General features: G+C 66.3%; 20 protein-coding genes. 7 read left to right on the forward strand and 13 right to left on the reverse strand.

Annotation, left to right across the window (positions count from 1 at the left end; genetic code table 11):
• Positions 1-40 precede the first annotated feature (40 nt).
• From ON45_RS01085 to ON45_RS01100, 4 genes are all read right to left on the reverse strand, one after another.
• Positions 41-1495: a glutamate synthase subunit beta gene (locus tag ON45_RS01085; RefSeq protein WP_040491156.1), complete on the reverse strand. Its 1455-nt coding sequence runs from the start codon at positions 1493-1495 to the stop codon at positions 41-43.
• Positions 1496-1497: 2 nt separating this feature from the next.
• Entirely contained in the window at positions 1498-6039 is a 4542-nt protein-coding gene (gene gltB, locus ON45_RS01090; protein WP_040491157.1) for a glutamate synthase large subunit, read from the reverse strand.
• 357 nt (positions 6040-6396) lie between these two features.
• Complete coding sequence (locus tag ON45_RS01095) at positions 6397-6843, reverse strand: GatB/YqeY domain-containing protein (RefSeq protein WP_040491247.1); 447 nt, start codon at positions 6841-6843, stop codon at positions 6397-6399.
• A gap of 15 nt (positions 6844-6858) precedes the next feature.
• On the reverse strand, positions 6859-7683 hold the full coding sequence (locus ON45_RS01100; protein ID WP_040491159.1) for a crotonase/enoyl-CoA hydratase family protein: 825 nt from the start codon (positions 7681-7683) through the stop codon (positions 6859-6861).
• A gap of 56 nt (positions 7684-7739) precedes the next feature.
• On the opposite strand from ON45_RS01100, the gene ON45_RS01105 reads away from it, so the two are divergent.
• Positions 7740-8111 (forward strand): hypothetical protein, encoded by a 372-nt coding sequence (locus ON45_RS01105; protein ID WP_051062224.1) that lies wholly within the window; start codon positions 7740-7742, stop codon positions 8109-8111.
• Between the two features lie 26 nt (positions 8112-8137).
• Here the strand turns inward: ON45_RS01105 and ON45_RS01110 are convergent, their stop codons facing one another.
• On the reverse strand, positions 8138-9358 hold the full coding sequence (locus ON45_RS01110; RefSeq protein ID WP_040491161.1) for an alpha-hydroxy acid oxidase: 1221 nt from the start codon (positions 9356-9358) through the stop codon (positions 8138-8140).
• Positions 9359-9456: 98 nt separating this feature from the next.
• Positions 9457-10356, reverse strand: coding sequence for a LysR family transcriptional regulator (locus ON45_RS01115; protein WP_040491162.1), 900 nt, complete (start codon positions 10354-10356; stop codon positions 9457-9459).
• An 81-nt stretch (positions 10357-10437) separates the two neighbouring features.
• Here ON45_RS01115 and ON45_RS01120 point away from each other — a divergent pair, with 81 nt between their 5' ends.
• Positions 10438-10761, forward strand: coding sequence for a hypothetical protein (locus ON45_RS01120; RefSeq protein ID WP_040491164.1), 324 nt, complete (start codon positions 10438-10440; stop codon positions 10759-10761).
• Positions 10762-10813: 52 nt separating this feature from the next.
• On the opposite strand, the gene ON45_RS01125 is transcribed toward ON45_RS01120, so the two are convergent.
• Both ON45_RS01125 and ON45_RS01130 read right to left on the reverse strand, forming a co-directional pair.
• On the reverse strand, positions 10814-11539 hold the full coding sequence (locus tag ON45_RS01125) for a GntR family transcriptional regulator (RefSeq protein ID WP_040491165.1): 726 nt from the start codon (positions 11537-11539) through the stop codon (positions 10814-10816).
• Positions 11536-11982, reverse strand: a complete 447-nt coding sequence (locus ON45_RS01130; RefSeq protein ID WP_241432128.1) for a VOC family protein — start codon at positions 11980-11982, stop codon at positions 11536-11538. The genes ON45_RS01125 and ON45_RS01130 overlap by 4 nt, the downstream gene beginning before the upstream one ends.
• Before the next feature lie 58 nt (positions 11983-12040).
• Here ON45_RS01130 and ON45_RS01135 point away from each other — a divergent pair, with 58 nt between their 5' ends.
• Complete coding sequence (locus ON45_RS01135; protein ID WP_040491167.1) at positions 12041-14320, forward strand: aconitate hydratase; 2280 nt, start codon at positions 12041-12043, stop codon at positions 14318-14320.
• A gap of 165 nt (positions 14321-14485) precedes the next feature.
• Positions 14486-14770: a hypothetical protein gene (locus ON45_RS01140; protein WP_040491168.1), complete on the forward strand. Its 285-nt coding sequence runs from the start codon at positions 14486-14488 to the stop codon at positions 14768-14770.
• A gap of 23 nt (positions 14771-14793) precedes the next feature.
• On the opposite strand, the gene ON45_RS01145 is transcribed toward ON45_RS01140, so the two are convergent.
• From ON45_RS01145 to trpB, 4 genes are read right to left on the reverse strand one after another with little or no spacing between them, the layout of a single operon-like run.
• The gene (locus tag ON45_RS01145; RefSeq protein WP_148288469.1) at positions 14794-14982 is read right to left on the reverse strand and encodes a hypothetical protein; all 189 of its coding nucleotides are present in this window, start codon (positions 14980-14982) and stop codon (positions 14794-14796) included.
• 25 nt (positions 14983-15007) lie between these two features.
• Positions 15008-16540, reverse strand: coding sequence for a choline-sulfatase (gene betC, locus ON45_RS01150; protein WP_040491170.1), 1533 nt, complete (start codon positions 16538-16540; stop codon positions 15008-15010).
• Complete coding sequence (gene trpA / locus ON45_RS01155) at positions 16537-17331, reverse strand: tryptophan synthase subunit alpha (RefSeq protein WP_040491172.1); 795 nt, start codon at positions 17329-17331, stop codon at positions 16537-16539. Before trpA ends, betC begins: the two co-directional genes overlap by 4 nt.
• Positions 17331-18530, reverse strand: a complete 1200-nt coding sequence (trpB, locus tag ON45_RS01160; protein ID WP_040491253.1) for a tryptophan synthase subunit beta — start codon at positions 18528-18530, stop codon at positions 17331-17333. The genes trpA and trpB overlap by 1 nt, the downstream gene beginning before the upstream one ends.
• Positions 18531-18664: 134 nt before the next feature.
• Here trpB and ON45_RS01165 point away from each other — a divergent pair, with 134 nt between their 5' ends.
• Complete coding sequence (locus ON45_RS01165; protein ID WP_040491174.1) at positions 18665-20023, forward strand: MBL fold metallo-hydrolase; 1359 nt, start codon at positions 18665-18667, stop codon at positions 20021-20023.
• A 3-nt stretch (positions 20024-20026) separates the two neighbouring features.
• On the opposite strand, the gene ON45_RS01170 is transcribed toward ON45_RS01165, so the two are convergent.
• Positions 20027-20680: a phosphoribosylanthranilate isomerase gene (locus tag ON45_RS01170; protein ID WP_040491176.1), complete on the reverse strand. Its 654-nt coding sequence runs from the start codon at positions 20678-20680 to the stop codon at positions 20027-20029.
• Between the two features lie 54 nt (positions 20681-20734).
• Between ON45_RS01170 and ON45_RS01175 the strand changes: the two genes are divergently transcribed.
• Positions 20735-21478, forward strand: a complete 744-nt coding sequence (locus tag ON45_RS01175; RefSeq protein ID WP_040491177.1) for a polyphosphate kinase 2 family protein — start codon at positions 20735-20737, stop codon at positions 21476-21478.
• A 5-nt stretch (positions 21479-21483) separates the two neighbouring features.
• Entirely contained in the window at positions 21484-22359 is an 876-nt protein-coding gene (locus ON45_RS01180) for an SDR family NAD(P)-dependent oxidoreductase (protein ID WP_040491178.1), read from the forward strand.
• Positions 22360-22597 lie beyond the last annotated feature (238 nt).

The raw sequence follows: 22597 nt of genomic DNA on the forward strand, positions 1-22597 counted from the left end.
ACCGGCTGGTGTCAACGACCACGTTCCGAAGCGCTGTTCGTCACATCAGTGGTCGGGCCGTCGGCGGGATCGGAACGGGCAGACGGGTTTCGCCCATCAGGTACTCGTCGACTCCGGCGGCCGCCGCGCGTCCTTCCGCGATGGCCCAGACGATGAGGCTCTGACCGCGACCCATGTCGCCGGCGACGAACACGCCGGGCCGATTCGTCATGTATCGCTCGTCACGCTCGACGTTGCCGCGCGCGTCGTACTCGAGCGCCATCTCGTCGAGCCAGGAACCCTTCTCCGGTCCGACGAAACCCATCGCCAGGAACACGAAATCGGCGGGAATCCGACGATCCGTCCCCTCGACCTTGGTGAACTTGCCGTCGATCATCTCGACCTCGTGCAGGTCGAGCGCCGCCACGTTGCCGTCGCCGTCGTCCACGAACTGCTCGGTGTTGACGCTGTACAGCCGTTCGCCACCCTCCTCGTGGGCGGAGGTGACCTTGTAGACCATCGCGAACTGCGGCCACGGATTCTGGGCTGCCGCTCGCTGCTCGGGCGGCATCGGCATGATCTCGAGCTGCGTCACGGACGCAGCACCCTGACGATGCGCGGTTCCGAGACAGTCGGCGCCGGTGTCGCCGCCGCCGATGATGACGACGTGCTTGCCGTTGACGTCGATCGGGGACCGCTCCATGTCGCCCAACTGCACACGGTTCGACGGCGGCAGGTACTCCATCGCCTGATGGATGCCGTTCAGTTCGCGTCCCGGAATCGGCAGGTCCCGCCACTGGGTTGCACCGCACGCCAGGACGATCGCATCGTGGCTGGCGCGAAGCACCTCCATGTCGACCGTGGATCCGACCGCCGCGTTCGTGCGGAACTCGGTCCCCTCCGCTTCCATCTGCTCGAGGCGCCGGTCGATGTGGCGCTTCTCCATCTTGAACTCGGGAATGCCGTAGCGGAGGAGGCCACCGATCCGATCGGCGCGCTCGAGCACGACGACGTCGTGACCCGCTCGGGTCAGCTGCTGCGCAGCGGCGAGTCCTGCCGGCCCGGATCCGATCACAGCGATCTTCTTGCCGGTCCGCACCGACGGAACGTGCGGTGTGACCCAGCCCTCCTCGAAGGCGCGGTCGATGATCTCGACCTCGATCCGCTTGATCGCCACCGGATCCTGGTTGATCCCGAGCACGCACGCCGACTCACACGGTGCCGGGCAGAGCCGACCGGTGAACTCGGGGAAGTTGTTCGTGGCGTGCAGACGCTCGATCGCGTCCTGCCACTGATCCCGATAGACGAGATCGTTCCAGTCGGGAATCAGGTTGCCGAGCGGGCAGCCGTTGTTGCAGAACGGGATGCCGCAGTCCATGCAGCGCGCCGCCTGATGGTTCAGCGCCTCGGCCGGGAACGGTTCGTAGACCTCTTTCCAGTCCTTCAACCGAACCGGCACCGGCCGATGCTTCGCGGTCTCCCGCCCGAACTCGAGAAATCCAGTTGGCTTGCCCATGATCAGACCCTCGCTGCTTCCATGATCTTCTCGACGGTCTGTTCGTCGTCGAGTCCGTCGGCTTCCGATCGTGCGATGACCGTGAGCACCCGCTTGTAGTCGAGTGGCATCACCTTGCGGAACTTCGACACGTCGACCGCCCACGAGTTGAGGATCGACGTGGCGACCGGCGAGCCGGTGAAGTCGCGATGGCGCAGCACCGCGTCGTGCAGGAACGACCGGTCGTCGTCGCTCAGCGGTTCGAGTTCGACCATCTCGTAGTTCACCTTGTCGGCGAACTTGCCGTCCGGGTCGTAGACGTACGCAATACCGCCGGACATCCCGGCGCCGAAGTTGCGTCCGGTCGAGCCGAGCACGACCACACGGCCACCGGTCATGTACTCGCAACCATGGTCGCCGACGCCCTCGCTCACCGCCAGGGCACCGGAGTTCCGGACGCAGAACCGCTCCCCCACCATTCCGCGCAGGAAGATCTCGCCGCCGGTCGCGCCGTAGCCGATGACGTTGCCGGCGATCACCTGATCCTCCGCGGCGAACGACGCATCGGGGTGCGGATGGACGATCAGACGGCCGCCGGACAACCCCTTGCCGAGGTAGTCGTTGGTGTCTCCGATGAGGCGCATCTGGATTCCGGACGGGACGAACGCACCGAAGCTCTGTCCGGCCGAGCCGGTGAAGGTGATGTCGATCGTGCCGTCGGGCAGACCCTCGCCCTTCCACTTCTTCGTGACCTCGTGGCCGAGCAGCGTGCCCGTCGTGCGGTTGATGTTGCGGATCGGCATGTCGATCTCGACCCGTTGCGCGTCGTCGATCGCCGGCTGTGCCTGCTCGATCAACTGCTGGTCGAGCGCCACGTCGAGTTCGTGATCCTGGCCGACCGACTGCACCATGGTCTGGCCGTACGGGTTCTCCGGCACCATCAAGATCGGCGAGATGTCGAGACCCGAGGCCTTCCAGTGGTCGATCGCCTGACGGGTGTCGAGGCATTCGACGTGGCCGATCATCTCGTCCATCGTGCGGAAGCCGAGGACCGCCATGATCTCGCGGACCTCCTCCGCGATGAACTGCATGAAGTTCACGACGAACTCGGCCTTGCCGGCGTACCGGTCGCGGAGCACGGGATTCTGGGTCGCGATCCCGACGGGACACGTGTCGAGGTGGCAGACGCGCATCATGATGCAGCCCGACACGACCAACGGTGCAGTGGCGAAGCCGTACTCCTCGGCGCCGAGCAGCGCGGCGACAACGACGTCGCGACCGGTCTTCATCTGACCGTCCGCCTGGACGATGATCCGGTCACGGAGACCGTTCAGCATCAGCGTCTGCTGCGTCTCGGCCAAACCGAGTTCCCACGGACCGCCGGCGTGTTTGAGCGAGGTCAGCGGGCTTGCGCCCGTGCCGCCGTCGTGACCCGAGATCAGGACCACGTCGGCCTTCGCCTTCGAGACGCCGGCCGCAACCGTCCCGACGCCGGTCTCGGCGACCAACTTGACGTGGATCCGCGCGGACGGGTTGGCGTTCTTGAGGTCGTGGATCAGCTGCTTGAGATCCTCGATCGAGTAGATGTCGTGGTGCGGCGGCGGGCTGATGAGCCCGACACCCGGTGTGCTGTGGCGGGTCTCGGCGATCCACGGGTACACCTTGTGCCCGGGAAGCTGGCCGCCTTCGCCCGGCTTGGCACCCTGGGCCATCTTGATCTGGATGTCGTCGGAGTTGGTCAGGTACTCCGACGTCACGCCGAACCGGCCGGAGGCGACCTGCTTGATCGCCGAGCGGCGTTCGGGGTCGTACAGCCGGTCGGGGTTCTCGCCGCCCTCGCCGGTGTTCGACTTCGCACCGATCTGGTTCATGGCGATCGCCAGGGTCTCATGCGCTTCCGCGGAGATCGATCCGTAGCTCATCGCTCCGGTCGAGAAGCGCTTGACGATCTCGGAGACCGGCTCGACCTCGTCGATCGGAACCGGCGTGCGGTCCACCACGAAATCGAACAGGCCCCGCAACGTCATCAGCTTCTTCGACTGGTCGTCGACGGTTGCCGTGTAGTCCTTGAAGATGTCGTAGCGGCCACTGCGCGTCGAGTGCTGCAGCTTGTAGACGGTCTCGGGGTTGAACAGGTGCGGCTCACCCTCGCGACGCCACTGGTACTCGCCGCCGAGTTCGAGCTTGCGGTGCGCGCGTTCCTCGGGCCGCCTCGGATTCGCAGCCTGGTGGCGGTCGGCGACCTCCCGGGCGAGCTCGTCGAGGCCGATGCCCCCGAGCTTCGACACGGTTCCGGTGAAGTACTTGTCGATGAGTTCGTCGCCGAGGCCGATCGCCTCGAAGATCTGGGCGCCCGTGTACGACGCGACGGTCGACACGCCCATCTTCGACATCACCTTCAGCACGCCCTTGTTGGCGGCCTTGATGTAGTTGCGGATCGCCTGCTTCGGATCGAGATCACCCATCCCGTGCATGCCTTCGGCGATCAGGTCCTCGATCGACTCGAACGCCAAGTACGGGTTGATCGCGCCGGCGCCGTAGCCGATCAGCAACGCCATGTGATGCACCTCGCGGGCGTCACCGGCCTCGACGATCAGTCCCGCCATGGTGCGCTGCTTCGTGCGCACGAGATGATGGTGCACGGCGGCGGTGAGCAGCAGCGACGGGATCGGGGCATCGACGGTGTCGGCGTTGCGGTCGGAGAGCACGATGATGCGTGCGCCTTCCTCGATCGCGGTCGACGCCTGGCTGCACACGCGCTCGATCGCTTCGGCGAGACCGGGGCCACCGCTGTCGACCCGGTAGAGACCGGACAGCACCTTGGCGCGCAGTCCCGGGTGCTCACCGGCGGCGTCGATGTGGATGATCTTCGCGAGTTCGTCGTTGTCGATGATCGGGTTCGGCAGCGCGAGTTGCTTGCAGGAGTCAGGACCGGGCGACAGCAGGTTCGCCTCCGGGCCGACCGTCGACGACACCGAGGTGACCACCTCTTCGCGGATCGCGTCGAGCGGCGGGTTCGTCACCTGAGCGAACAACTGCTTGAAGTAGTCGAACACCAGTCGAGGACGTTCCGACAGCACGGCCAGCGGCGTATCGGTGCCCATCGAGCCCAGCGCTTCCATCCCCCGCATCGCCATCGGCGAGATCAGGATCTTCAACTCCTCGTGCGTGTAGCCGAACATCTGCTGGCGGCGCAGCACGCTGTCGTGGCTGAACACGACGTGCTCGCGTTCGGGCAGCTCACCGAGCTCGACCAGTCCCGCCTCGAGCCACTCGCCGTACGGGTGCAGGGACGCGAGCGACGCCTTGATCTCGTCGTCGCCGACGATCCGGCCCTCGTCGGTGTCGATCAGGAACATCTTTCCCGGCTGGAGACGCCCCTTGGCGATCACGTTCGCAGGTTCCACGTCGATGACACCGACCTCGGAGGCCATCACGACCATGTCGTCGTCGGTGACCCAGTAGCGACTCGGACGCAGACCGTTGCGGTCGAGCACCGCTCCGATCACCTTGCCGTCGGTGAACGTGACGCTCGCCGGCCCGTCCCACGGCTCCATCATCGATGCGTGGAAGCGGAAGAAGTCCCGCAGTTCCTTCGACATCGTCGTGTCGTTCTCCCACGCCGACGGGATCATCATCATCACCGCGTGGTGCAGCGGGTAGCCGCCGAGGTGCAACAGTTCGAGCACCTCGTCGAAGCGAGCGGTGTCCGACGAGCCCGGCGTGCAGATCGGGAAGGCCCGATCGATCCCCGGAAGGTTCGGGCTCTCGAGCATCGCCTCCCGGGCGCGCATCCAGTTCTGGTTGCCCTGCACCGTGTTGATCTCGCCGTTGTGGGCGACGAAACGGTACGGGTGCGCGAGCGGCCACGACGGAAACGTGTTGGTCGAGAACCGCGAGTGGACGAGGAGCAGCGCCGACTCGATCCGAGGGTCGGTCAGGTCGCCGAAGAACTGACTCAGCTGCGGCGTGGTGAGCATCCCCTTGTACACGATCGTCCGCGACGACAGCGACGCGAAGTACGTGTCGAGTTCGTCGACGAGTTCGCGTCGCGACCGCTTGCGGGCGACGAATGCCTTGCGGTCGAGGTCGATGCCCGTCGCTCCACCCGGGTCGGAGACGAACAGCTGCTTGAACGTCGGCATCGCGGCTCGCGCGGTCTTGCCGAGGCAGTCGGGATTCACCGGCAGGTCGCGCCATCCGAGCACCTGCAGGCCGACGTCGGCGACGGTCGCGTCGATCGCTGCCTGGGCCTTCTCACAGGCAACGCCCTCGGCGGGAAGGAACGCGATCCCCGTCGCGTACGCGCCGGCCGGCGGGAGATCGAAGTCGACGACCTCGCGGTAGAGCACGTCGGAGACCTGCAGCAGAATTCCTGCACCGTCGCCGGTGTCCGGCTCGGCGCCGGTTGCACCGCGGTGTTCGAGGTTGGTGAGTGCCGTCAGTCCCGTGACCACGAGATCGTTCGAGCGTGCGCCCTTGAGGTTCGCGACGAAGGAGACTCCACAGGAGTCGTGTTCGTTGCGGGGGTCGTACAGTCCGATTGGTCCGGGAGCATGGATCATTCAGGTACATCCTCGAAGGTTCGTCCGGGCGCGTGCCCGGAGGGGTTCGTAGCGAACGCTGCGCAGGGTCGTCGTTGACCGAACGGCGATGCCTCGGCGCTGAGGCGTGCCCGGGCATGGCCCGAGCGGGGGGAACACACATCCTAGAGGGTGCTCACGTCCGGAGCGAACCTCGTTCCCAAGTGATCCCGACCCACCGTTCCCGGACCCCACCACTCCCGTCAGGATCTTCCGGTGAGATGTGAGACCAACAGTCCGCCCCGATCCTCACCACAACCGGGCCCGCCCGTCGTGCGGTGAGAGTTCGGGCGACCTGTACCGCTCACATCTCACCGCAGGGCGACGGGTTGATGCGGGTCAGCTGAGGCGGGACTTGACGAGGTCGGCCACGGCGCGACCGTCGGCACGACCGGCGACCTCGGCGTTGACGGCCTTCATCGCCGAGCCCATGTCGGCCATCGTCTCGAAACCATTCGCCGAGAAGACGTCGGACACGATCGTGTCGAGTTCGTCGGCAGAGAGCGCTGCCGGGAGGTAGGTCTCGAGGATCTCGATCTCGGCCCGCTCGTCAGCGGCCCGGTCGTCGGCGCCGCCGGCCTCGAACGCTTCGGCCGCGTCGACGCGCCGCTTGACCTGCGACTTCAGTACGGCCTGTACGCCGTCGTCGTCGAGCGTGGTGGCGGAATCACCCGCGACCTGCGCCTCCTGAACGGCGGCGATCACCGAGCGGAGGGTCCGCTGCCGAACGGTGTCCTTCGCCTTCATCGCCGTGGTGAGGTCGACTCGGATCTGATCGATCAGCATCGGCACAGTGTGGCGTCAGTCGACGAAGACCGGCGCACGGTTTTCGAAGCCGGACATCACGGCTTCCATCTGGTTCTTCGAGCCGATCTGGGCACCGATCACGCGACGTTCTTCGGCGAACGCCTCGGCAGCTCCGTCGTGGTCGAGTCGGTTGAACAGTTCCTTCGCTCCCTGTACGGCTCCCGGGCTGCGTCCGGCGATCTCGCGCGCAAGCGCCATCGCGTCGTCGAGCGGGCTGTCGCTGAGCCGCGTGGCGAGTCCGAGTGCGTACGCCTCGGTCCCGTCGAAGACGCGGGCGGTGTAGGTCAGTTCACGGGCGACGTCGGGCCGCACCAGCTTCGACAGCATGAACGTTCCGGTCATGTCCGGAACGAGGCCCCAGTGCACTTCGCGGACCGACATCTTGGTGTCGGGGTGCACGATCCGGATGTCGGCGCCGAGCGCGATCTGAATCCCGCCACCGAGCGCGTGCCCGTGGACCGCGGCGATCACCGGCACGGACAGTTCCTGCCACACCCAGCAGACCTGCTGACCGAGATGGGTGATCCGGCCATCGGCCATCTCGCCGGGATTGCCATCGTCGTCGCCGGCGGCCGCCTCGACGTCGTCGGAGCCCGAATCGGCGATCGCCTGCATCGTGGAGAAGTCGAGTCCGGCACAGAACGACGCCCCGTTGCCCGAGAGGACGACGACGCGCACTCCTGATTCGTTCTTCAGTTGCTCGCCGGCTTCGGCGATTCCTCGGAACATCGCGTTGTCGAGCGCGTTGCGCTTGTCTTCGCGGTTGAGACGGACATCGGCGATGCCGTCGTTGATCGAGATGGTGACACGGTCGGACATCTCCCGAGCTTGTCAGATCACCTCGTCTGATTCCCGATTCGTGGTACAACCAGCCCATGAACATGCCTCCCCCACCGCCAGGCTCCCCCGACGAATCGTTCCCCGAGCAGATCCCACCGCCGGGATACCAGGCGTACGGTCAGCCGGGTTCCGCCCCCGGTTCGCAGTCGAACGGCAAGGGGACCGCCGCGATGGTCTGCGGGATCATCGGTCTCGTCATGCTGCTTCTGTGCGGGGTCTTCTCGGTCGTGATCTCCCCGGTTGCGTTCTTCCTCGGGAGGTCTGCGAGCAAGGAGATCGAGGCGGCACCCGGGCAGTATTCCAACGCGGGCCAGGCCAAAGCCGGTTGGATCATGGGCCTCATCGGAATGATCCTGGTGGCGATCTGGCTCGTCGTCGTGGTGATCGTGGTCGCCGGTTCCAACTGACGGCGCGAGTGAGTCTCGGGTTGTGGTCAGCGCTTCCAGGCAACGAGATCGCGGTCGATCTCGGCGAGTGAGCGACATCCCGTGAGCGCCATGGTGCGTTCGAGTCCGGTCCGGTAGAAGTCGAGCAACCAGTCCACTCCGGCCTCGCCGGCCGCACCGAGCGCCAAGAAGTAGGGGCGACCGAGCGACACGGCGTCGGCCCCCAATGCGATCGCCTTCACGATGTCACTGCCGCGACGGATGCCTCCGTCACAGATGATCGTCGCCTGGTCCCCGATCTCGTTGCGCACGGGCTCGATCAGCGACACGGGGGTCGGGGCGTCGTCGAGTTGGCGGCCTCCGTGATTGGACAGGCCCAGTCCTTCGACGCCCATCGCGACGGCCTGCTTGGCGTCGGCCACGGTCTGGATCCCCTTCAGGACGATCGGCCCGTCCCAGATCGACCGGAGCCACTCGATGTCGTCCCAGGACAACGCTTGGTCGAACTGCTTCGCGACGTGATCGGCGAGCGTGATCGCCGTCGAACCGTCCTCGGCGTGGCGGCCGACGATGTTCGCGAACGTGATCGGTCCGCCGTTCAGGAAGTCCCACGTCCATGCCGGGTGCAGCGCCCCGTCGATCAGCGTCTGCGGGCCGAGTTTGGGCGGCAGGGTCATCCCGCGGCGCACGTCACGCTCGCGTCGCCCGAGCACGGCCGTGTCGACCGTGAGCCACACCGCTCCGTAGCCCGCGTCCTTCGCCCGCGCCACGAGTTCCTGCACGAGCCCACGGTCCTTCCACGTGTAGATCTGGAACCACTTCTCGCCGTTCGGGTTCGCCGCGGCGCACTCCTCGATGGAGCGGGTACCCATCGTCGACAACGACCAGGGAATCCCCGCGCGGCCCGCCGACCGGGTGACCGCCAACTCACCTTCCGAGTGCGCGATGCGCGTGAATCCCGTCGGCGACAACACGATGGGCATCGACGCCGGGACGCCGAAGATCTCCGTCGACGTGTCGAGATCGGACACATCGCGCAGGATGCGGGGATTGAACTCGAGCTTGGCGAAGTCCGACGAGTTGGTCCCGAGGGTCCGCTCGTCCTCGGCGCCGCCGTCGATGTAGTCGAACACCCCGGCCGGAAGCCTCCGCTTCGCCAACCTGCGCAGGTCATCGATCGATGCGACCTTTTTCAACCGACGCTTGGTCCCATCGAGTTCGAAGCTGTCGAACTCCGCGACCGAACGGAACGTCTCCCACATCTTCATCCCCCCATCGTAGAAGGCTGACGCCTCACTCGGATTCGGTTCTCGTCGACTGCTGCGGCGCTCCTCGTCGGCCGGTGGCGAGACAGCGGTCCGCAGGTTCAGGCGCTGATCGGCTCGGCGTCGTCGTACGACGGCGACAGCAGCTCACCGGCGATCGCATCGACCAGCGCGGTCGCGACGGCCGGAGCCTCGCCGGGCACGGTGCGCGCGATCTGGTGCACCAGGGGCAGTTCGGGGAGCTCGCTGGATCGCGGCCACTCGATGATGTCATCGCCGAGATGTCGCGAACCGAGCACCGCGACGCCGAGTCCCGCGGCGAGCGCCGCACGTACGCCACGCGTCGTCGAGGCCGAGAACGCGACGAGGTGGTCGATGTTCGCGGCGTTCAGATCAGGCTCACTCAGCGACCGGTAGAAGCACTGTTCTCCGAACGTGATCAGCGGTACCGGCCCCGCGTCATCCGTGGCGTTTGCGTGACTGGTCACCCAGAGCAGACGATCGGACCACAGGACCCGGTCGGTCGGACGGAGGTTCGCTTCGGCGACCTGCATGATCGCCACGTCGAGTTCGCCGCGATCGACGCCCCGCGCCAGGTTGGTCGTGTAGTCGATGATGAACTCGATCGACGCGTTCGGATGTGCCCACTTGAAGCGGCCCAGCAGTGACGCCATGTGCGCGGCATCGACCTCTTCGTTCGATCCGAGCTTGACGGTTCCCGTCAGTTCCGAACTCTGCAACCGCGAGGCCGCACGATCGTGGATCTCGACGAGGGCCCGTGCGTCGGGAATCAGTGCGCGACCGTCACGCGTGGGGCGCAGGGTGTGGCCGTCCCGAATGAGCAGCGGCCGGCCGATCCGTTCCTCGAGTCGCTTGATCTTCCAGCTGACCGACGACTGACTCATGTTCAACCGTTCGGCGGCCCGGGTCATGCCGCCGTGATCGAGCGCGGCCAGGAGAGTACGGAGCGATTCGACGTCGAGTTGCAGTGCTGGCGTCATGGTCGAAGTATGACAAGCTGTCACGTAAAACACAAGTTCATGTCGATTGCATCATGACGGTCGGATCTGCACACTGGAGGCATGAACACCTCCCCCACCACCCTCGAACCCTCCACCTCCAGCGCGATCGACACCGACACCGGCGCATGCACCCGGACCCACACCGCTCCGGGCGACGCATTTTCAGGATTTGCTCCGCTCGTTGCCGAGCCCGACGCACCGGTGCAGCGCGATCACATCATCGCCCGGCCGACGGAGCCCCCGGACCGGACCCGCGCCACGCAAGGTCCGTCGCTCGTCCGTCGTCTGGCCGACGCGTTCCTCGACCTCGTGGATCTGTCGACGACACCGTCGCACCGCGCCATCACGGCGGCCGACGGCGGCTACCGATCACCCCGCGGCTGATCGCCCAGCGGGGTCACCCGTGTCGATCGGCGACGGTCCCGATGGACATCGATCATTCGACGAGTCGGAGACCGCTGGGCGTCATGCTCGGTTCCGAGTGCGGCAAGTCCACGACGAATTCGGTGCGGTGCGCGGCGAAGACGTGCTCGCTCATGAGCAGCGCGCGTCCTGACTGATCGGTGGTCACCCGCTGGCACCGCAGCAGTGGCGCGCCGACCGGAATGTCGAGGAGCACGGCATCGTCGGGTGACGCGATGTCGGCTCCGATCGTCTGCGTTGCTCCGCGCAGTTCGACGTCGAGCAGTTCGTAGAACGGGCGACGCTCCACGTCGCGTCGCGACAGCGAGGCGCCCAGATCTGCCGGGCACCACACGGTGACGACAGCAAACGGTTCGCCGTCGGCGAGGTTCACCCGCTTCACGCGAAGCACCTGCTCGGACCCGAGGATCCGCCGGACCCGCTCCGGCGCGTCCTCGAAGGCGAACTCCTCGATCTTGCGCTCGGAGAGCTTGCCCACGCCCTCGACCTGCGATTCGATCGTGCCGAGTGATTGCAGCGACTGCTGAACCGGTTCACCCGCGACGTACCAGCCGAACCCCTGGCGGGCAGCGATCAGACCCTCTTCACGCACGAGTTCGAGTGCTCGCCGAATCGTGACCCGCGAGGCGGCGAACTCCGCGGACATCTCGGACTCGGACGGCAGGACCGACCCGACCGGCGCATCGGCGAACCGTTCCTTCAACTCGTCGGCGATCTCCTGGTAGCGGATCCTCCTCACGTCGAACCTCCACCGGACCCGGACGCCTCGATCAGTTCGATGCGGTTCCCGAACGGGTCGAACACATGACAGCGAACGACGTCCGGGAGTTCATCGTTCCAGGTCGCATCGAGCCCAGCTCGGTCGATGAAGGCGCGGAGACCGACCAGTGCGAGTGCAGGGTGAGCCTTGCGCGCGGGGACGAACGGATCCTCGGCACCGACGTGGACACGCACGGCGCCGCGTTCGAACCACGCTCCGCCGCGAGCCGCCATCACCGCCGGTTTCGGAACCTCCACGAGTCCGAGGACACCCACGTAGAACCGGCGAGCACGATCTTCCGCACCGACGGGAATCGCCACCTGCACATGGTCGATTCCGACCCACTCCGGTACGAGATCATCCGGACGCGCGGCGCGCGGATGCTCGGACGTGGGTTCGTGGATCGTGTCGGATTTCGTCATGACGATGGCCTCCGCCACACACCTTACTTGTATCTAACTTGTCTGCTATGGTTGAGGCATGGCCACCGTCTCCCCCAACACTCCGATCGAACTCGTCGAGCAGGTCTATGCGGCGCTTCCCGGCAACGTCGACATCGCTCGCAACCGGCTCGGACGTCCGCTGACGCTCACCGAGAAGATCCTCGTCAATCACCTGAGCGATCCCGAGAATCAGGAACTCGTGCGCGGCGACAGCTACGCCGACTTCCATCCCGACCGCGTCGCGATGCAGGACGCGACCGCGCAGATGGCGCTGCTCCAGTTCATGACCGCGGGGCTGCCCGAGGTCGCCGTGCCGTCGACGGTGCACTGTGACCACCTGATCCAGGCGAAGGTCGGCGCGAAGATCGACCTCGGCGTCGCCGTCGACACCAACGAAGAGGTGTACGACTTCCTGAAGTCGGTCAGCGCGAACTACAACATCGGCTTCTGGGGCCCGGGCTCGGGCATCATCCACCAGGTCGTGCTCGAGAACTACGCGTTCCCCGGCGGAATGATGATCGGCACCGACAGCCACACTCCCAACGCCGGTGGACTCGGCATGGTCGCGATCGGTGTGGGTGGCGCCGACGCCGTGGACGTGATGACCGGCTTCCCGTGGAACGTCAAGTGGCCGAAGGTGATCGGCGTCAAGCTCACCGGCACCCTGTCCGACTGGAGCTCACCGAAGGACGTGATCCTCGAGGTCGCCCGCCAGCTGACCGTGAAGGGCGGCACCGGAGCGATCGTCGAGTACCACGGGCCCGGCGCCGAAACGATCTCGGCCACGGGCAAGGGCACGATCTGCAACATGGGCGCAGAGATCGGCGCGACCACGTCCCTGTTCGGCTACGACGCCAACATGGCCGCCTACCTCAAGGCGACCGCCCGCGAAGCGATCGCTGACGCCGCCGACGGCGTGGCCGAGCACCTGCGTCCGGACGAGGGCGCGCTGTACGACCAGCTGATCGAGATCGACCTCGACGAACTGAAGCCGCTGATCAACGGACCGCACACTCCCGACCTCGCGCACCGGGTCGGCAGCGGCCTCGGCGACGCCGCCCGCGAGAACGGCTGGCCGCTCGAACCGTCGGCTGCGCTGATCGGGTCGTGCACCAACTCGTCGTACGAGGACATCACCCGTGCGGCGTCGATCGCCCGTCAGGCCGCAGCCAAGGGACTCACGGCCAAGGTTCCGTTGATGGTCACCCCGGGATCCGAGCAGACTCGTGCGACGATCGAGCGCGACGGCTTGCTCGCCGACCTCGAGGCGATCGGTGCCACGGTGCTCGCCAATGCCTGCGGCCCGTGTATCGGTCAGTGGAGTCGTCCGGAGAACATCACCAACCAGACCAACACGATCGTCACGTCGTACAACCGCAACTTCCCGAAGCGCAACGACGGCTCCGCAAAGACGCTCGCCTTCGTCACCTCACCCGACACCGTGATGGCGATCGCGCTCGCCGGCCGGATCGACTTCGACCCGACCACCGAGACGATCACGGCTCCCGACGGCACCGAGGTGAGCCTCGATGCGCCGGTCGGTCAGGTGCTTCCCGATGCCGGATACGACCCGGGCGAGGACGCGTTCACCGCTCCCCCGGCCGACGGGCACGACGTGCCGATCGCGGTCAGCCCCACGAGCGATCGGCTCCAGCTGCTCGAACCGTTCGAGCCCGTCCCGAACGAACGCTTCACCGATCTTCCCGTGCTGGTCAAGGCGCAGGGCAAGTTCACGACCGACCACATCTCGATGGCCGGACCGTGGCTCAAGTTCCGCGGCCACCTCGAGAACATCTCGGGCAACCTGTACCTCGGTGCGGTCAACGCGTACTCGAAGGCCGACGGCGAGGAGTACGAGGTCGGCTACGGCAAGAACCAGTTGACCGGCGAGATCCAGACGTTCCCCGAGATGGCCAAGGAGTACCACGAGGCCGGACAGCCGTGGGTCGTCATCGGCGACGAGAACATGGGCGAAGGCTCCAGCCGCGAGCACGCGGCGATGGAGCCACGATTCCGGTTGGGCCTCGTGGCGATCGCTCGGAGCTTCGCCCGGATCCACGAGACCAACCTGAAGAAGCAGGGCATGGTGCCGCTCACATTCGTCGACCCCGCCGACTACGACCAGATCGGTGAGGACGACCGCATCAGCGTGATCGACCTTCCGCCGGTTCCCGGTGAGACCGTGACGGTCCGGATCACCAAGCCGGACGGCTCGACGGTCGACTTCGAGTGCAGTCACACCTTCAGCCCCGAACAGGTCGAATGGTTCCAGGCGGGATCGGCGCTGAACATCATCCGCCAGAAGTCGCAAGGCTGATCGGCGCTGGCCCGATCGTCGAAACGACGGGAGAACCACCGCACGTCGATCGTCACCGATGAGGTCGGCGGTCGGCGTGCGGAGATCGTCGTCGCGGTCGAGAGCATCGAGGTCGACACACACCCCGTCGCGAACCTCGCACCACTGCGCCGATGGTTTCCGCGGGTGACGGGATATCGAGGAGCCGAGCTGCCCCGAGCGGACGCGTCGGTGTCGGTCGTGCTCGACGATTTCGCGTTCGTCCTCTACATCGCCGGCATGGGCGGCGAAGTGTCCGCTGTGCACGACGGCCCTGACTTCGTTGCCGCGGCGCGGGACGGATCGGTCGATGTGTACATCGCCGAGCGACTCGATGTCCGGCGGTCGAAGGCCGCGGATCTCGACGCCGCTGCCGCCAGTGATCGGCTGGTCGGGGCGTCGGTCCCGGCGTTCACCGTGCAGAGCCTCTGAGGGCCGCCGCGTCGTCCGCTCCGTCAGGTTGCTACCGCGACCTCGTCGCGCTCTGCGTCGTCGCGAGATGCCGACGCTGCCCACGCGGTCGATCCGGCGAGACCGAGAAGTCCTGAGGCGACCGAACGCGCGGACCGTGCCTCGAGCAACGACGCGATGCTCCCGATTCCACAGAGCACGGCCGCGATCGAGTTGAGCGTCTGGCGATCCATCTTCGGACGGCAACCCGGCCCGGCATCAGGCCCGGCGACCGGACTCGACATCGTTGAGGTCGAGGTGATTGCGCATGTATTCGTTGGCGGCATCGGAGCGCGGCTCGAAGTCCCACGACTCGAAACGACCCTGCCGGAGCGCCCGGTCGACCGTTGCTCGCGCCTGCTGACTGGCCCGGACGTCCTGGTCGATCGTCGTCGGGTCCCATCTGCTCAACACCTCCGCCGTGAAGTCGGCGATCACGTCGGTGAACTCGGGGTCGCCGACGAGGTTGGTGGTCTCCTGCGGGTCGGTCTCCAGGTCGAACAACTGCGCTCCGTCCGGTTCGGACCAGACGAACTTCCATCGTTCTCGGCGGATCATGAAGATCGGGGCGACGGCGCCCTCCCCCAGGTACTCGCCGATCACCGCACGTTCGGCATCCGGGCGACCGTCGAGCAGCGGCATCATGCTCGCGCCGTCCATGACGTCGGGCGTCTCGATCCCTCCGATGTCCAGCAGGGTCGGCGCGATGTCGAGCAGGCTCACGTGCGTCGGGTTCGTCGCTCGCGCTGCAGTCGAGGGTGTGCGCACGATCATCGGGATCCGGCACGCGTGGTCGAAGTAGCTCATCTTGTACCAGAGGCCGCGCTCGCCGAGCATGTCGCCGTGGTCGGCGGTGAAGATGACCACGGTGTCGTCGGCCATGTCGTGCCGGTCAAGCACGTCGAGGAGGTCGCCCAGGTGCCGGTCGACGTAGCTGACGTTCGCGAGGTAGGCGTGGCGCGCCGTACGGACCTGGTCGTCGCTCGGCTCGGTCGCATCGGCACCGATCACGTGACGCAACCTGCGGCTGTGGGGGTCGTCATCGTCGTCGGCGATCGACCCGACGGTCGGCATCGGGATCGCGTCGTGGTCGTACAGGTCCCAGAACTCCTGCCGAGCGACGTACGGATCGTGCGGATGGGTGAACGACGCGGTGAGCATCCAGGGTCGAGCGTCGGCCGTCCGAGCGAGGTCGCGTAGCTTGCGGACGGCTCGATGTCCGACCTCGTCGTCGTAGTCGAGTTGATTGGACACGTCGGCGATTCCCGCGTTGACGACCGAGTCCATGTTGTGGAACCACCAGTCGAAACGACCGTCGGGGTCGTCCCAGTTCGGCGTCCACCCGAAGTCCGCCGGGTAGATGTCGGTCGTCAGCCGCTCCTCGTAGCCGTGCAATTGATCCGGCCCGACGAAGTGCATCTTGCCGACGAGCGACGTCTGATATCCGGCGGATCGCAGGTGGTGCGCAAACGTCGGAACACTCGATGGGAACTCCGAGGCGTTGTCGTAGGCACCGATCTTCGAGTTGAGTTGCCCGCTCATCATCAGGAACCGAGCGGGGGCACAGAGGGGACTGTTCGAGTAGGCCGACGTGAACGTCGTCCCCTGCGCCGCCAAGCGATCGATGTTCGGGGTGATCGCCGGACCGCCGTGCATCGACAGGAACGGCGCCGCCAGCTGATCCGCCATCACCAGCAGGATGTTCGGCTGCGCGTTACGCAACGGGTCAGACCCGTCACGTAACGCCGTCATCGGGTGCTGCCCTCGCCGTCGATCGCCGCCCGCACTTCCGCGACGTAGTCACCGACCGCATCCGGACCGGACTCCATCAGGCGACGCACCATGCTCGCTCCCTGGATCACCCCGTCGGCCACACGCGTCGCCTCGTACGCCTGCTCGGCGTTGGACACTCCGACTCCGACGAGCACCGGAACCTCGGTCACCAACTTGAGCCGCGCGGCGAGATCGGTCGCGGTCTGCGCCAAGCTGCTCCGCTCACCGGTCACTCCGAGCAGACCGACGGAGTACAGGAAGCCGCGCGATCGAGCGGCGACCTTCGGGAGACGGTCGTCGGGTGCGGTCGGAGCGGCGAGCATGATCGTCTCGATGCCGTGCGCGTCCGCGGCTGCACACCAGGGACCGGATTCCTCCAGCGGCAGGTCGGGAAGAATCGCGCCGACGATTCCCGCCCGCTGCAAGCTCGCAGCGAACCGCTCCGGTCCCGGATGGTGCACGAGGTTGTAGTACGTCATCACGGTGAGCGGGATCTCCACATCGAGGTTCGGGACCTCGTCGAGGATCGCGTTCGGGGTGATTCCGTCGTCGAGCGCGGCCTGACTCGCCTGCTGGATCACCGGACCGTCCATGACCGGGTCGGAGAACGGAATCCCGATCTCGATCGCGTCGGCACCGTTCGCAGCGCAAGCGCGGATCGCATCCTGCCAACCCGGGTAGCCACCGGTGATGTACGGGACGAGCAACTTGCGTCCGGCGGCCCGCTTCGCGCGGAACTCGCTCTCGATGCGACCGAAGGAATCAGCCATCAACCTGCTCCGCCCATCTCGTCGGCGAGGATGTCCATCATCTGGGCCACGTCCTTGTCGCCGCGCCCGGACAGGCTCATGAGCACGGTCTGGCCCTCGATCTCCGGGGCTGCCCGTGCGAGCCAGGCCAGTGCGTGCGCCGATTCCAGCGCCGGGATGATCCCTTCCGTTTCCGACATCAGTCGGAACGCGGCGATCACTTCGTCGTCGGTGACGTTCGGATAGTCGGCGCGCCCGATCGCTGCGAGGTGAGCGTGCTCGGGCCCGACACCGGGGTAGTCGAGACCGGCCGAGATCGAGAGCGCTTCCTCGACCTGTCCGACCTCGTCCTGCATGAGATAGCTGCGTGATCCGTGGACGACGCCCGGCGTGCCGCGTCCGACGGCGGCGCCACCGGCGGGTTCGACGCCCACCAGCCGCACGTCGGGTTCATCGACGAAGCCGGCGAAGATGCCCATCGCGTTCGAACCGCCGCCGACACAGGCAACGACGAGATCGGGCATCGCACCGGTCATCTCCTGGATCTGGGCGTGCGCCTCGTCGCCGATGATCGACTGGAACTGGCGCACCATGAACGGGTACGGATGTGGTCCGACCACCGAGCCTAGACAGAAGTGGGTGTCGGACACGTTCGCGACCCAGTGCCGCATCGCCTCGTTGACCGCGTCCTTCAGTGTCTTGCTCCCGGAGTGCACCGACTCGACTTCGGCCCCGAGCAGCTTCATCCGGAAGACGTTGAGCGCCTGGCGGTCGACGTCGACCGCCCCCATGTACACCTTGCACTCGAGGCCCATGAGGGCGGCTGCCGTGGCGCTGGCCACCCCGTGCTGTCCGGCGCCCGTGTCGGCGACGATCCGCTTCTTCCCCATCCGCTTCGCGAGCAGGGCCTGGCCGATGACGTTGTTGATCTTGTGCGAGCCGGTGTGGTTGAGATCCTCGCGCTTCAGGATCAACCGGATTCCGAGCCTCTCGCCAAGGTTGTGACACTCCGTGAGGATCGACGGCCGACCGGAGTACTGCGTGTGCACCTGGGTGAGTTCCTCGCGGAACGCCGGGTCGGACCATGCGTCGTCGAAGGCCTCCTCCAGCTCCTGACAGGCCGGGACCAGCGTCTCGGGGACGAATCGGCCGCCGAACTCGCCGAAGCGTCCGGTCGGATCGGGGGGTGCGCTCAAGGTGTTGCTGGGTGACGACGTCATCGTGGCACGAGAGTACCGAGCGGTTGCCGACCGCGACAGATCGGTTTGGGCCGACGGGACCGGCTCGAGACCGGCGACGGTGGATTCCGCTCCGTTCGCCGACGCGTACACTCGCGACGTCGACAGGAGGAATCGTGCAGGTCATCACCGTTGAAACGCCCTCGCTCGGCGATCGTTCGTACATCGTCCACGATGAGTCGGTCGCACTCGTCATCGATCCGCAGCGCGACATCGACCGGATCATCGAACGAGCAACCGCAGCGAGCGTGAAGATCACCCACGTCGCCGAGACGCACGTGCACAACGACTACGTGAGTGGGGGTCTCACCCTCGCCCGTGTCACGGGAGCCCGCTACCTCCACGCGGCGGCCGAGCCGCTCCGCTTCGACCATCACGGTGTCGCCGACGGTGACACGGTCGACGTCGGAACGATGACCGTCGAGGTGCGTCACACCCCCGGCCACACGCCGCACCATCTGACCTACGTCGTGACCGATGGTGACGATGCGCCCGCTCTCTTCACCGGAGGGTCGTTGCTCTACGGAACGGTCGGACGTACCGATCTGATCGGACCGGACCAGATCGAGGAATTGACGCACGCCCAATACCGATCCGTCCATGCGCTGGCCGAGTCGCTGCCCGGCGAGTCCGTCGTGTATCCCACCCACGGTTTCGGCAGCTTCTGCGCCTCGGCCGCGAGTGATCTCGAATCGGACGGCACGCTCGCCGGCGAGCGTGCCGTCAACGTCGCCCTCACCGAGACCGACGAGAACGCGTTCGTCGAGCGTTTGATCTCGGGGCTCGACGCGTTCCCGCGGTACTACGCGCAGATGGGCCCGCTCAATGTCGCGGGCGGCGCGGCGATCGACCTCTCCCCTCCCGCTCCCGTCGACCCGATCGAGCTGGCGCGCCGCATTCACCGTGGCGAGTGGGTCGTCGATCTGCGGAACCGTCGCGAGTTCGCGGCGTCGCACGTCGCCGGCACGATCGGAGTGGAACTCACGACGAACTTCTCCACCTATCTGGCGTGGCTGGTCCCGTGGGGCATGCCGGTCACGCTGGTCGCCGACGATGCCGACGACATCGCCGAGGCCCAGCGACAGCTGGTCCGTGTCGGAATCGATCGACCAGCGGGCGCGGCGACCGGCGGCCTCGCGTCATGGTCCGGCGACGCCGACCGTTCCGACTACGCGGTCACCGACTTCGCGACTCTCCACGCCGTGCCGGATCCGTCGATCCTGGACACCCGTCGCAACGGAGAGTTCGCGTCAGGGCACGTGGCGGGTGCGACCCACATTCCGCTCCACGAGCTCCTCGACCGACTCGACGAAGTTCCATCCGGCCTGATCCACGTCCATTGCCAGAGCGGGTATCGGGCGAGCATCGCCGCGTCGCTGCTCGACCGTGCGGGGCGCGACGTCGTCCTGGTCGATGACAGCTACGACAACGCACCCGACGCCGGGTTCGACATCGTCACCCCAGATTCCGCGTAACCGCTATTCGAAGTCCCAGTTGTAGGGACCTTCGTCGTCACCGAGGTACTGCTCCGGCGCCGCTGCCTTCGCGTTCGCGACGAAACGCATCACCGCGATCGGATCCTTCTTGCCGGGTCGACTCTCGACTCCGCTCGCCACGTCGACTCCCCACGGCTCGACCTCGGCGATCGCCGCCCCGACGTTCTCGGGATTCAAGCCGCCGGCGAGGATCAGCTTCAGCTGCGAGGGTGCATCGCCGGCCAGGTTCCAGTCGAACACCTTGCCCGATCCCGGGTCGGGTGCGTCGAGGAGGATCATGTCGGTGCCGTACTGATCGGCCGACGGCAGGTTCTCGTCTCCGGCGGCAAAGGCCTTGATCGTCCAACGGAAGTGCCCCGCGATCTCCTTCGACTGGGCCGGAGTTTCGCGGCCGTGGAGTTGGACGGCTTTGACGCCGGCCTTGTGGGCGATCTCGACGACGCGGGCGGGAAGCTCGTTGCGGAACACGCCGACGGTCAACACCTCCGGAGGCAGACGACGCGTGATGTCATAGGCCTTCTGCGGGGCGATCTGGCGCTCGGACGGAGCGAAGATGAAGCCAACGGCGTCAGCTCCCATCGCCACGGCGAGCAACGCGTCGTCTTCGTTGGTGATGCCGCAGATCTTCACGAACATGGTGACGTGACCGTATCTTCTCGAACGGGTACCCGGCGTCTATGGTCGGGGCCGATGGGCCGCCTCGATGAGATCGATCTGACACTGCGACTCGACAAGGAAGCGTACGAGCAACGCCTCCGTGACGCTCAGGAGCGGTTCCTCGAACTCCGCCTCGATCTCGGCGGCCAGACGAACGGTGGACAGATCGGACCAGGACTCCTCGTCGTGGTCGAGGGGCTCGACGCAGGCGGCAAGGGCGGAGCGATCCGGCGGACCGTCGAGCGGCTCGACCCGCGCCACTACTCGGTGTACTCGTACTCGAAGCCTGATGCACGAGCGAAGCGTCACCATTTCCTGTGGCGGTTCTGGACCAAGATTCCCGGTCAGGGCGGGATGTGCATCTTCGACCGGAGTTGGTACGGACGGCTCCTCGTCGAACGCGTCGAGGGTTTCGCGACCCAGGAGCAGTGGAGGCGCGCCTACGACGAGATCGTGCAGTTCGAACGCAGTCTGGTGATGGAAGGCGTGATCGTCGTCAAGTTCTGGCTCCAGGTCAGCCAGGAGGAGCAACTCGGTCGCTTCGAAGCGCGACAGCACGACCCCCTCAAGCGGTGGAAGCTGAATGAGGAGGACTGGCGCAATCGCGAGAAGTGGCCTCAGTACTCCGAGGCCATCGAGGACATGTTCGCCAAGACGGATCACGACCTCGCTCCGTGGGACCTCATCTCGGGCGAGCAGAAGAAGTGGGCCCGGGTGCAGTTCCTCGAGACGTTGAACGAGCGGGTCATCGACGGCGTCGAGCGCTGGAAGGGCTGACGAGGATGAAGCGGTTCGAAGGACGGGTCGCCGCCATCACCGGAGCGGGCTCCGGGATCGGCCGGGCGCTGGCGATCGAACTCGCACGACGCGGCTGCCACCTGTCGCTCAGCGACGTCGATGAGGAAGGACTCGCTGAAACGGTTCTGCGCTGCGAGCCATCCGGAGTCCGAGTACGCCCGGCACATCTGGACGTGGCTGATCGTGAGGCGGTGTTCGCATGGGCGGAGAACGTCCGGGCCGACCACGGCAAGATCAACCTGACCATCAACAACGCCGGAGTCGCCCTGGGCGCCACCGCGACGAGTCAATCGATCACCGATTTCGAATGGTTGATGAACATCAACTTCTGGGGCGTGGTCCATGGGACACAGGCGTTCCTCCCCCACCTCCGCGAGTCTGGCGAGGGCCACGTCGTCAACATCTCGAGCGTGTTCGGACTGATCAGCATTCCGACCCAGTCCGCGTACAACGCGTCGAAGTTCGGCGTGCGCGGCTTCACCGATGCGTTGCGCATGGAACTCGAGATCGATCAGTGCGGCGTTTCGTGCACCACCATCCACCCCGGCGGCATCAAGACCAATATCGCCCGCAATGCCCGAACCGACGAGTCGATCGTCATCGGAGGAATGGATCCCGATGAGTTCGCCGACGAATTCGACCAGAAATTGGCGCGCACCACTCCGGACAAGGCGGCCCTGCAGATTCTCCGGGCCGTCGAGCGCAACCGACGTCGCGCCTTGATCGGGCCGGACGCCGTGATGTTCGATCTCGTGTCGCGCCTCCCCGCAGGTCTGTATCAACGGGTCCTCGTGGCGGGGGCCCGTCGCGATCGCGCCAAGCGAGCAACCGAAGCCGCCGCGACGTCCACGGCAGTCTGACGACCTCGCGCTGAAGAGGGAGACGTCCGGCGCAGTCTCTCGACTGACCTTCGCCGGAGGTGTCCGATTCCATCTTGCTCGGGCTGGCCCGTCCGAAGATGGGGTCCGACGAGACACCCTGGTCGAGCGTCCAGCCTCGGTGAGCGACGCGCGCGCACGACCGTGCGCATCCTGCCGGATCACGAGCGGGTCTGAGGCCTTCGCGGGGCCGCGAGTATGGAGCACGGCACAAGGGCCG

The sequence above is a fragment of the Ilumatobacter nonamiensis YM16-303 genome, from assembly GCF_000350145.1.
In the GTDB taxonomy this organism is placed as follows: domain Bacteria; phylum Actinomycetota; class Acidimicrobiia; order Acidimicrobiales; family Ilumatobacteraceae; genus Ilumatobacter_A; species Ilumatobacter_A nonamiensis.

Excerpts from the sequence above, each read along its gene's own strand:
- ON45_RS01085 (WP_040491156.1), bottom strand. The coding sequence starts at position 1,495 with ATGGGCAAGCCAACTGGATTTCTCGAGTTCGGGCGGGAGACCGCGAAG.
- gltB (WP_040491157.1), bottom strand. The coding sequence starts at position 6,039 with ATGATCCATGCTCCCGGACCAATCGGACTGTACGACCCCCGCAACGAA.
- ON45_RS01095 (WP_040491247.1), bottom strand. The coding sequence starts at position 6,843 with ATGCTGATCGATCAGATCCGAGTCGACCTCACCACGGCGATGAAGGCG.
- ON45_RS01100 (WP_040491159.1), bottom strand. The coding sequence starts at position 7,683 with ATGTCCGACCGTGTCACCATCTCGATCAACGACGGCATCGCCGATGTC.
- ON45_RS01105 (WP_051062224.1), top strand. The coding sequence starts at position 7,740 with ATGAACATGCCTCCCCCACCGCCAGGCTCCCCCGACGAATCGTTCCCC.
- ON45_RS01110 (WP_040491161.1), bottom strand. The coding sequence starts at position 9,358 with ATGAAGATGTGGGAGACGTTCCGTTCGGTCGCGGAGTTCGACAGCTTC.
- ON45_RS01115 (WP_040491162.1), bottom strand. The coding sequence starts at position 10,356 with ATGACGCCAGCACTGCAACTCGACGTCGAATCGCTCCGTACTCTCCTG.
- ON45_RS01120 (WP_040491164.1), top strand. The coding sequence starts at position 10,438 with ATGAACACCTCCCCCACCACCCTCGAACCCTCCACCTCCAGCGCGATC.
- ON45_RS01130 (WP_241432128.1), bottom strand. The coding sequence starts at position 11,982 with ATGACGAAATCCGACACGATCCACGAACCCACGTCCGAGCATCCGCGC.
- ON45_RS01135 (WP_040491167.1), top strand. The coding sequence starts at position 12,041 with ATGGCCACCGTCTCCCCCAACACTCCGATCGAACTCGTCGAGCAGGTC.
- ON45_RS01145 (WP_148288469.1), bottom strand. The coding sequence starts at position 14,982 with ATGGATCGCCAGACGCTCAACTCGATCGCGGCCGTGCTCTGTGGAATC.
- betC (WP_040491170.1), bottom strand. The coding sequence starts at position 16,540 with ATGACGGCGTTACGTGACGGGTCTGACCCGTTGCGTAACGCGCAGCCG.
- trpA (WP_040491172.1), bottom strand. The coding sequence starts at position 17,331 with ATGGCTGATTCCTTCGGTCGCATCGAGAGCGAGTTCCGCGCGAAGCGG.
- trpB (WP_040491253.1), bottom strand. The coding sequence starts at position 18,530 with ATGACGTCGTCACCCAGCAACACCTTGAGCGCACCCCCCGATCCGACC.
- ON45_RS01170 (WP_040491176.1), bottom strand. The coding sequence starts at position 20,680 with ATGTTCGTGAAGATCTGCGGCATCACCAACGAAGACGACGCGTTGCTC.
- ON45_RS01175 (WP_040491177.1), top strand. The coding sequence starts at position 20,735 with ATGGGCCGCCTCGATGAGATCGATCTGACACTGCGACTCGACAAGGAA.
- ON45_RS01180 (WP_040491178.1), top strand. The coding sequence starts at position 21,484 with ATGAAGCGGTTCGAAGGACGGGTCGCCGCCATCACCGGAGCGGGCTCC.